Origin of the sequence: Chloroflexus sp., from assembly GCF_034434295.1 — a bacterium.
Taxonomy (GTDB): domain Bacteria; phylum Chloroflexota; class Chloroflexia; order Chloroflexales; family Chloroflexaceae; genus Chloroflexus.
This window is the reverse complement of sequence record NZ_DAOTZQ010000023.1, coordinates 1-9,923: the sequence shown is the minus strand read 5'-3', so window position 1 is coordinate 9,923 and position 9,923 is coordinate 1. Positions and strand designations below refer to the sequence as shown.

Annotated in this window: 9 protein-coding genes and 1 pseudogene; 5 read left to right on the top strand and 5 right to left on the bottom strand. The window is 56.3% G+C overall.

Annotation, left to right across the window (positions count from 1 at the left end; genetic code table 11):
• Window positions 1-548 precede the first annotated feature (548 nt).
• The 4 genes from dusB to VAE57_RS03885 form a co-directional block, all read right to left on the bottom strand.
• Entirely contained in the window at window positions 549-1,601 is a 1,053-nt protein-coding gene (gene dusB / locus VAE57_RS03900; RefSeq protein ID WP_322820595.1) for a tRNA dihydrouridine synthase DusB, read from the bottom strand.
• A gap of 95 nt (window positions 1,602-1,696) precedes the next feature.
• Entirely contained in the window at window positions 1,697-2,878 is a 1,182-nt protein-coding gene (gene hemW, locus VAE57_RS03895; protein WP_322820594.1) for a radical SAM family heme chaperone HemW, read from the bottom strand.
• Between the two features lie 3 nt (window positions 2,879-2,881).
• Complete coding sequence (locus VAE57_RS03890) at window positions 2,882-4,255, bottom strand: TrkH family potassium uptake protein (RefSeq protein ID WP_322820593.1); 1,374 nt, start codon at window positions 4,253-4,255, stop codon at window positions 2,882-2,884.
• Window positions 4,252-4,923, bottom strand: coding sequence for a TrkA family potassium uptake protein (locus tag VAE57_RS03885; RefSeq protein ID WP_322820592.1), 672 nt, complete (start codon window positions 4,921-4,923; stop codon window positions 4,252-4,254). The genes VAE57_RS03890 and VAE57_RS03885 overlap by 4 nt, the downstream gene beginning before the upstream one ends.
• A gap of 258 nt (window positions 4,924-5,181) precedes the next feature.
• Here VAE57_RS03885 and VAE57_RS03880 point away from each other — a divergent pair, with 258 nt between their 5' ends.
• The 4 genes from VAE57_RS03880 (at window position 5,182) to cofC (ending at window position 8,519) form a co-directional block, all read left to right on the top strand.
• Window positions 5,182-5,931 (top strand): SURF1 family protein, encoded by a 750-nt coding sequence (locus tag VAE57_RS03880; RefSeq protein ID WP_322820591.1) that lies wholly within the window; start codon window positions 5,182-5,184, stop codon window positions 5,929-5,931.
• 99 nt (window positions 5,932-6,030) lie between these two features.
• Window positions 6,031-6,882, top strand: coding sequence for a tetratricopeptide repeat protein (locus VAE57_RS03875; RefSeq protein WP_322820590.1), 852 nt, complete (start codon window positions 6,031-6,033; stop codon window positions 6,880-6,882).
• A gap of 66 nt (window positions 6,883-6,948) precedes the next feature.
• A complete protein-coding gene (gene cofD, locus VAE57_RS03870) occupies window positions 6,949-7,905 on the top strand; it encodes a 2-phospho-L-lactate transferase (RefSeq protein ID WP_322820589.1) in 957 nt (318 codons plus the stop codon).
• Complete coding sequence (cofC, locus tag VAE57_RS03865; protein ID WP_322820588.1) at window positions 7,902-8,519, top strand: 2-phospho-L-lactate guanylyltransferase; 618 nt, start codon at window positions 7,902-7,904, stop codon at window positions 8,517-8,519. The genes cofD and cofC overlap by 4 nt, the downstream gene beginning before the upstream one ends.
• Here cofC and rarD read toward each other — a convergent pair.
• A complete protein-coding gene (gene rarD, locus VAE57_RS03860) occupies window positions 8,480-9,391 on the bottom strand; it encodes an EamA family transporter RarD (protein ID WP_322820587.1) in 912 nt (303 codons plus the stop codon). The genes cofC and rarD overlap by 40 nt on opposite strands.
• Before the next feature lie 338 nt (window positions 9,392-9,729).
• Between rarD and VAE57_RS03855 the strand changes: the two are divergent.
• A pseudogene (locus VAE57_RS03855) lies at window positions 9,730-9,923 on the top strand (hypothetical protein); the annotation flags it as partial.

Genomic DNA, 9,923 nt, shown 5'->3' with positions numbered 1-9,923 from the left:
GTTAGGACTTATGTCATACAAGCTGCGCTTTCGTTCTCCCAGAATGTCGCACAGGCGCATGAACGCTTGCTAATCAATAAAGAGCCTATCCTGCTCCCAGGCAGCCGACCATCGCCGGTGCCATCACGCACGGATTGGTTTCCATTCCCGCCCGTCGTGTGTGTGGAGTGCGGCAGCTATGCTGCCGCAGCAGCCATGCTCACGATCCGGCACGTGTCATGCCGTTGACCCTACCGGCCACGAGGATACTATGTGTATTCATCACGTTCATAGAGTTTGTCAATGAGTAGCTGCTAAGCAGGTGTTTTTTGAAATAAGTTCTGGTGTACCGGGTGCGCTACCACTAAGCGTCATATCGCTGGTGGTGAAGGTGGTCGGGTTATCTGGCTGCCTGAAGATGACGAGAATCGGATCGGGCTGCTGATAAGCAAATGGTTCTACGCCAGAGGATGATTGGTGGTGTTGGTCAGCAGGCTCTGCTCAACCGCCATTCAGGTAGCCGGTGAACGGGGTGCCGTGTTGCCGGCTACCGCTTATCCGGCAAACGGCTAATCCGCCGCTACCATTTCCTGCACGACTTGATCCGATTCGAGGAATGGGGCAAAAAATCGTTCGATGGCGCCACGTGCTTCGGCCAGGCTGGTTGATGTGTGAACGGCTACCCGCAGGTGGTTGCTGCCGGGCAGGCCAACCTGAAACTGTCCGATCAACTGTTTGATCTTGTTAAGCGCCAGCCGCTCTGGCAGTTCCTCGGCGCAAATTGCCATGTATTCGAGCAAGAGGTTTCGTTTGTCAGCCGGTGTCGGTACGTATGGCGTCACACCCCGTCGCAGATCGGTGATCTGGCGAAAGATCCAGGGGTTGGCCATTGCTCCCCGCCCGATCATGACGCCGTCGGCACCGCTGTCACGCAGACGGATAAGTGCATCGAGAGCGCTGGTCACGTCTCCGCTGCCGATCACCGGGATTGAAACAGCCTGTTTGAGTGCGGCAACTCGTGACCAGTTGGCCTGACCTTTGTACCCCTGCTCGCGCGTTCGTGGATGCAGGGCCAGTGCAGATACGCCAGCCGCTTCGGCCCGTTTTCCGGCCTCAATAAAGTTGAGGCTCTGCTCGTCCCAGCCGGCACGTAGCTTGAGGGTAACCGGAATCTGAACCGCCTCGCGCACGGTGCGCAAGAGCCGTTCCATCTTCGGCAGATCGCGTAGCAGCGCTGAGCCGTGACCGCCACCGGTCACTTTGGGTGACGGGCAGCCACAGTTGATGTCGATAATGTCGGCCCCCAATTGTTCGACGACCCGTGCCGCATTTGCGACCAGATCGGGGTCGTTGCCGGAGATCTGCATCGTCAAAGGCCGCTCTTCAGGCAAATAGTCGAGCAACCGATGTCGGCGCAGGGCTTTAGGGCTAACACTGGCCGCATTGGTCATCTCAGTACTCACCAGGCCACAGCCACCCAGCCGCAGGATCATGCGGCGAAAGATGCTGTCGGTGACCCCGGCCATCGGGGCGAGGATGATATTTGGTTCGATTCGGATGTGCGCAACCTGATATGACGTGGGCAGGTGCGCAATTTCTTCAAGTGTTATGTTGTTGTTCATACCCTCATTATAGCAGAGAGTGTGGTCTCCGCTTAACACACTCTCGCAATCCAGGGTGTATGACATGAGCGATTACGGTGTACATGCTGTCTTTTTCACACAAAATGCGCAAAGACCTGGTTGCCGAGCATCCGTCCACGTGGGGTGAGATAGACCCGCTGCGCGCTGCATTCGATCAGTCCCTGCTGACTGAGCTGGTCGAGCGTTGGGCCGTAGTAATCCAGCAGTGATTGCCCAACCCGGGCAGCGAAGTGCGCAAATCCGACCCCGATGTCGAGACGCAGCCCCATGAACATGGTCTCTGCTGCCAGATCAGCGGTTGTGAGCGACGTTGTTTCGGCGATGGGTCGCCGACCAGATTGCACAGCCGTGATGTAGCTGTCGATAGTGCGTAGATTCGCGTAACGTTGCGGAAAGACGTGGCCATGGGCACCGGCACCGGCGGCAAGATAGTCGCTGTTGAGCCAGTAGGCCAAATTGTGCTGACAGGCCAGGGCCGGTGGTGCATCAGGGCGGTCGGACGCCGAGGGGCGCACCCAGTTTGAGATTTCGTAGTGGCGATAGCCAGCAGCACCAAGCGTCTCAATCGCCAGCTCGTACATTGCACCGGTCAGGTCGTCATCGGGAATCTGCAAGCGTCCGATGGTGACCTGCGCGTAAAGCGGGGTGTTCTCTTCCAGAATGAGCGAGTAGAGGGCAATATGGTCTACTTCCCATCTGATAATCTCGGTGAGGGTTGCCCGCCATTGCTCAATATCCTGCCCCGGTAAGCCGAAGATAAAATCCAGGTTGATCGATTCAAAGCCAACCGCACGGGCGTCATTGAAACTGGCATAAGCCTCGGCTGCCGTGTGGATGCGGCCCAGCATCCGTAGCGTTGGGTCGTGCAGGCTCTGTACCCCCATACTGAGGCGATTGATCCCCAGACTACGCAGATCGCGCAGGTAATCGCGATCCAGAACAGTGCCAGGATTGGCTTCGAGCGAGATTTCCGCTCCTGTCAGCGGCACAATCTCCGCTGTGGCTTGCAGAATACGTTCGATCTGCGCCGGCGAGAGCATGCTGGGTGTGCCCCCACCGAAGAAGATGCTGGGGCGTAAGGCTGCTGCTTCGAGCGATGCCGGCAATGGTGGTAGCTGGTCGCGCAACATTGCCAGCTCCTGGCACAGTGCATTAACATACGCTTCGATCCGGTGCTCCATGTTGGCGTAGGTGTTGAAATCACAATAGGAGCAGCGCCGATGACAGAAGGGAATGTGCAGGTACAGGTGACGCATAGGTTATCCGATCAGGATTTGCTCTTCAGGATAGGTGATCGGTTGCGGGGTCGTGTTCTGGCGGGCTATGGCAGTAATGATGGTAAGTGCCCCCAGGCGTCCCCAAAACATCACGGCGATAATGATAAGCTGACCAAACGTGTTTAGCTTGCTGGTGAAACCAAGTGTCAGGCCGCAGGTAGCAAATGCCGACACAACCTCAAACACAACCTGGTCAAGAGTTGCATCGTGGGTGGCGACAATGAGCCAGGATGCCAGGAGAACAACAAAGAGAGAGATGGAGAGCACGGCGGCGGCCCGGCGTACCATGCCGGTAGCCAGGCTACGTCCGGCAAATTGCGCGGTTGGCAAGCCACGGGCGTAGCTCCACAGCGAGATTGACAGTACGGCAAAGGTGCCGGTTGTGATGCCGCCTCCCATGGATGCCGGTGCGCAACCAATAAACATCAGTGTAATGAGCAGTAACTGACTGGCCGGTGTCAACGCTTCAAAACTATCCATCCCGGAAAAGCCGGCGGTACGGGCTGAGATCGATTGAAACGTGGTCTCAATGAGCTGGCGGTCAAGCGGTTGGCCGTAAAGGGTGCCGTCGGCGTCGAAGCCCTCGCTGAGCCAGAGACCGAATGCGCCAATGCCGACCAGGAAACTCACTACAATCAGGGTGATGCGCGTGTGTAGCGAGAGCTTGTGTTCTCTGGCATACGAAATCAGGTCTGCAATTACTGGAATCCCAAGACCACCGGTCAAGATCAGTATTCCCATAATAAACAGAGTAATACTATCACGCGGAATACCGTCAAAACCGGTAGTCCCGGTAAAGAGGTCAAATCCAGCGTTACAAAACGCAGAAACAGCGTGGAACATGGCATAGAAAAATGCCTGGCCTTCACTGAGTCGGGGATCGGTGCGCCAATGGATGTAGAGCAGCATGGCACCAATGGCCTCGATCGTTACCACGGTGATCAGCACACGCCGCGTTAGGGTGACGATTGCTGCCGGTGAGAGCAGACCCAGCGAGTCGCTCAGAGCAATCCGGTCGGTAAAGCTGATCCGCCGACCGAGCAGGCGAAAGATGATCACGGCCACCACCATGAACCCGACACCGCCGATCTGGATAAGCAACATTAGCAAGATTTGCCCCACCAGCGAGAGGTCTTGTACCGGTGTAATGACCGATAAACCGGTCACGCTCAACGCTGAAGCAGCCGTAAACAGGGCTTCCATAAACGTGAGAGGTCGGGTACTGCTGATCGGCAGCAGCAACAGCAGCGTACCAATAACGATTAACAAGGCTAACCCACCGACCAGCCGGATAGGTGGTGGGATCGGCTTACGCCGCAATCGAGCCAGATTGCGGCCGGCAACAAGTGTTGTCATGATGACAAATCGCAGAAGGTGCTGATACTTGAATCGGCGCCAATAATCAGAATCCGATCATCGCGGCTGAAGACATAGTCGGGTGGTGGGGTAACAATCATCTTGCCGTTGTGTTTAACGGCCAGCACATTGATGCCATATCGCCGACGTAAACCACTCTGCATCAGAGTCTGGCCGACCAGTGGAGCCGGAACCCGCACTTCGGCGACGCTAAAACCGGAACCGAGATTAAGATGATCCAGGACATGGGGTTCCGACAGTTGCCAGGCCAGCCGGGCACCAGCTTCATGTTCGGGGAGTACCACCATATCGGCACCGACCCTGGTTAAGATGTACTGTTGACGCTCGTTCAGCGCTTTACAAACAACTCGTTTGACACCCAGACTCTTGAGCGCGACTGTGGTCATCAAGTTGGCTTCAAATTGCGAGCCAATCGCGACTACAACGGTGTCGAATGACATAATATCAACCGCCCGCAGCGCGTCTTCGTTGCTGGAGTCCAGGGCAACCACCTGTGTCATACGGTCGGCCAGTTGCTGCACGATGTTGGGGTCACGATCAATACCCAGCACAGTGTGGCCTCGTTCGATCAGATTAAGCGCTACACTGCGTCCAAAGCGACCGAGACCGATCACGGCAAATTCGAGCCGACTAGGCTTGCGTGCCATGCGACTCTTCCTCCTTGCGTTTCTTCTCTGTCCTGATAGTCAGTAATGACTATCGAGGATATTGTACCGCATAAGGAGAGGGATCGATCTGCGGACACCATGCAGTGGAACTGGTAGACGGCACACCATCTGAACGTGGTATCATTCCTTGTGAGAGTGGGTAAGATGTTACCTGCATCTGAATTTACGCATCATACATAAGAGAGGAAATCTTGCTCACTCAGACGAGGTATGCATGCACGACGTTTGAGTACTCACATGATGACATCAACAATCTCTCCGCGCGTTCATCGTCTTTTGCGCGGCTGGTGGATCGTAAAGCATCTGTTCGCGCTGATCATCTTTGTCACTCTGATTACGCTTGGTTTCTGGCAGCTTGATCGGCTGGCGCAACGGCGCGCAGCTAATGCTGTCCGGCTCGCCGCGCTAGCGCAACCACCCATCCCTCTGACACCTGAAATTGATCCGGCAACAATTATCGGACGGCGGGTGTTGGTGAGTGGCACGTTCCGCAATGAAGAGAGTGTTGTCCTACGTGGACGCCGTTCCGATAGCGGCGTTGATGGTGTGCATTTGCTGACTCCGTTGCAGATCGCCGGGAGTGATCAGGCTGTGCTGGTAGATCGGGGGTGGATACCCTCGGCCCAGGGCGCGGCTACCGCCTACGCTGTTACGCGCCCGGTGACCATCGAGGGTATTGCGCAGGCACCGCAGTTGCGGCCTGATAGCCCGTTGGCCGGGCGCGATCTACCGTTACCGGGTGAGACGCGCATCAATGCCTGGTTACGGGTGGATGTACCGGCGATCCAGCAGCAGGTCGGTGCGCCGCTTTTACCGCTCTTCATCGAGCAATTGCCGGATGGGAGCAGTGCGTTGCCCCGCCCGCCCGATCCCTACCGCCTCGATGAGGGGCCGCACTTGAGCTATGCGTTGCAGTGGTTTACCTTTGCCGGTATTGTTGGGGTGGGTTATATCTTCCTGTTGCGTCAGGAGTTGCAGCGCAGGTGAAGATTGACACTCTTCTTACACTTTACAGACACATCTTCAACAGCTTTCTGGTACACTATGGTACAGTGAAAACTATATCGGTGCAAGGAGAAAACAGGCATGATCACCGGAGTATCGAACAAAGCCAATCCAGCTCCAGCCCAGGCTGTCGTTATTGATGTGACCGAGGCAACCTTTGAGCGTGAGGTGCTCCAACGCTCACAGCAGACGCCGGTCGTCATCGATTTCTGGGCGCCGTGGTGTGGTCCCTGCCGTGTACTTGGGCCGACGCTTGAGCGGCTCGCACGCGAGGCAGGTGGGGCGTGGGTGTTGGCCAAGATTAATGTGGATGAAAACCCACGATTGGCCCAGATGTTCCGGGTTCAGGGTATTCCTGCCGTCAAAGCAGTCTATCAGGGCAAAATCGTTGATGAGTTCACCGGTGCGTTGCCGGAGAGTCAGGTACGTACCTGGCTGAAGCGGATCGTGCCTGACCGTAATGCCGATCTGCTGGCGATGGCACAAGCGCTCGAAGCAACCAATCCGCTTGAAGCGATTGCCCGCTATCGCCTGATCCTGGGGCAAGACCCAAATAACGAGGCGGCGCTCTTCCATTTAGGGCGGTTGCTCGCTTTGCGCGGCGATCCCGAAGGCATGACGACGCTCAAGCAGGTTCCGGCAGGTGGCCCATTCGGTGGTCGGGCGATTGCCGGTCTGGCTATCGCCGATCTGGTCAATGCGCCCGCTGAGCCGGCAGATGGGAGCGAAGGGCTGTACCGCCAGGCAGCGATTGCAGTGCGGAGTGGTGATTATGCCACCGCGATAGAGCATCTGTTAACCCTGGTCGCTCGTGATCGAGCGTTCCGGGATGATGGTGCCCGCAAGGCACTGCTCGCTCTCTTTGCTCTGCTCGGTGATGAACATCCGCTGGTAGGCCTGGCCCGGCGGCGACTGGCGAATCTGTTGTTCTGACGAACCCGATGATACCGGCGTGATCCAGACACGCCGGTTTCCTTTTGTAGACTCCGCAGCGTACCTATGATAGTTGTACTTTCCGGCGGCGTTGGTGCCGCTCGCTTTATCGAAGGGCTGGCAGCAGTTGTTGCCCCAGAACGGATCGCGGCTGTCGTCAATACCGGCGACGATATGGTGCTCCACGGCTTATATATCTCCCCCGATCTCGATATTGTCACCTGTACGCTGGCAGATGTGATTGACCGCAACCAGGGCTGGGGGATTGCCGGTGATACCGATGCCTGTATGCAGTGGCTGGCCCGGCTCGGTGCACCTACCTGGTTTAAGCTCGGTGATCGCGACCTGGCGTTGCATATCTACCGGACGGCGCGGTTGCAGGCCGGTGCGACCCTCTCGCAAGTTGCCGATGAGATTCGGCGGGCACTGGGGGTGGCTGTCAATGTCATCCCGATGAGTGATGATCCGGCGCCTACCCACGTCCTCACCGATCAGGGCGAACTGCATTTTGAAGAGTATTTTGTGCGCGAGCGTTGTCAACCGGTCGTACACGGTGTTCGCCTGCACGCTGCCGGCCAGGTTCGGCCAGCTCCTGCCTTGTTGCCTTTGCTGATGAGTGCTGAGGTCATCATCATCGCGCCGAGCAATCCGGTGGTAAGTGTAGGGCCAATTCTGGCCATTCCTGAGGTGCGTACCGCTCTGACGACAACGAATGCGCCGGTGGTGGCAGTTAGTCCGATTGTTGGTGGAGCAGCGATCAAGGGTCCGGCTGTCCCGCTCATGAAAGCGGTTGGTCTCACCCCGACTGCGCTCGGTGTGGCCGAGACGTATGCCGACCTGATCGATGGGATTGTGATCGATACGGTTGATGCGGAGCTGGCACCGGCTATTCAGTCTCGCGGTATTGCAACGCTGGTTACCGATACAATCATGCGCGGTATGTCAGAAAAGATGGCCCTGGCCCGGGCGACGCTGGAACTGGCCAGCCTCATTGCGCCGTCCACAGCGAGATCGTTAGGGTGATCGGTATTGTCATTCCCGTCAAGCGTCTGCACCTGGCGAAATCGCGCCTGATCGATCTGCTCGATCCGGCGGATCGCCAACAGCTTGTGGTGACAATGGTGCGCCATGTGATCACGACGGCGCATCAGGCTATTAGCTACCTGTCAATCCCGGCCCGCATCTGGCTGGTCAGCCCTGAGCCAACTCTGGCAACCGATAACGAAGGGATTGAGTGGCTCCCCGATCACCAGGAAGAGTTGAATGCAGCTCTGACCGAGGCGCGGCGGCGGATTCAGGCTACCGGTGTGCAGATGATGATGGTTCTCGCCGGCGATTTACCCTTTGTGACCGTGCGTGATCTGATCTTGCTGAGCGAAGCGCTCACCGACAGCGACGTGGTGGTTGCCCCTGACCAGCATGGTCGCGGGACGAATGCGTTAGGGTTGCACCTGCCGTCGCAACTTCCGTTTGGCTTTGGGCCGGATAGTGCTGCCTATCATCTGCGCACGGCTGTCCGGCTTGGCTTGCGTGCCAGCCTGATCAGCACGCCGACCCTGGCCTTCGATCTCGATGATGGTGAGCGCTTACAGCAATACTACCGCTGTATCGCCTCTTGTGATAATCTCGCCCGGTAGTGCCGAACAGCGATAAAGCTATCCAGCGTATAAATGGCCAGTGCCGTCCAAATTGCACCAAAGCCGATCAGTTGGGCAGTTGAGAATGGTTCGTCGTAGACCAGCACACCCAGCACGAGCTGAAGGGTCGGCGCCAGGTATTGCAAAATGCCGATTGTCGTCAGCGGGATGCGTCGGGTTGCTGCCCCGAAAAAGAGCAGCGGTGCCGCAGTCACAACACCGGTGCTGATCAAAAGCATCCACAGACCGGTATCGTGATGAATCCCGCCGTTGGCACCGGCCAGCCAGCTCAACCAGAGGAGAGCGGGCGGAAACATCCATAACGTCTCAACTGTCAACGCCTCAAACGAACCAAGTGGCGTCTGCTTCCGTAGCAGTCCGTAGAGACCAAACGATAACGCCAGCGCCAATGCAATCCAGGGCAGCGCACCGGCACTGTAGGTCAGCCAGGCAACCCCAGCAGCAGCAATACCGATGGCCAGCCATTGCGCTGGCCGTAACCGTTCCCGCAAAACCAGCACACCCAGCGCAATACTCACTAGCGGGTTGATAAAATAGCCCAAACTGGCTTCGACCACCCGATTGATCTGGACTGCCCAGACATAAATACCCCAATTTGCCGCCAGCAGAATCGCACTTGCCAGATACGTCAGCCGAAGACGGCGCTGTTGTCGTATCACCGTCATCCACTCCCACTGCCGGCGGATCGCCAGCACGCCAAGCAGGAAGAGGAGCGACCAGATCATACGATGAGCAAGAATTTCGGTAGCCGATGCCCCGTTGAGCGCTTTCCAGTAGATCGGAAGCAATCCCCAGAGGGCGTATGCAGCGATAGCTGCACTGATACCTTGTAATGTTGTTTTGTTGGTCATAACACTTTTCTACTACAAAAAGTAATACTATAATAAGTAAGAATAATGCGATTGTACTACCCTTTCTAACAAAATATTCAACTTCAAGATGAAATGTTTGTAAACCTTCAGTCTTCATTCAACATCAGCCTTACGACGGATTGTCGCAATTCTGATCAGTATCACCTCCTTTCTTGAACATACCACTCATCTATCATCATCTCCTGTCACCTGAATAACACTTTTTTCATGTTTTCATCTTCACCGGTCGTAGCAGAGGTTTCGGTAATGATTCGGTACAGAGTTCGGTTAAAATTCGGTTTAGTCAGAGTAGCACATTGCAGTTCTGGAGAGGAGCCATGAACCGCTCGATACCGCGAGCACTGCTATCGACATTAGCAGTCATTCTACTCTTGATCTGGTCGCTCGTGTTCAGTCCGGTTTTTGCAGCAACCAGTACCTGGATTGGAGGAAATGGTCGTTGGAGTGATCCAACCAAATGGAGTGGTGGTGTACCGTCGAGTCGTAACGATGTAGCGGTGTTTCCGTATAC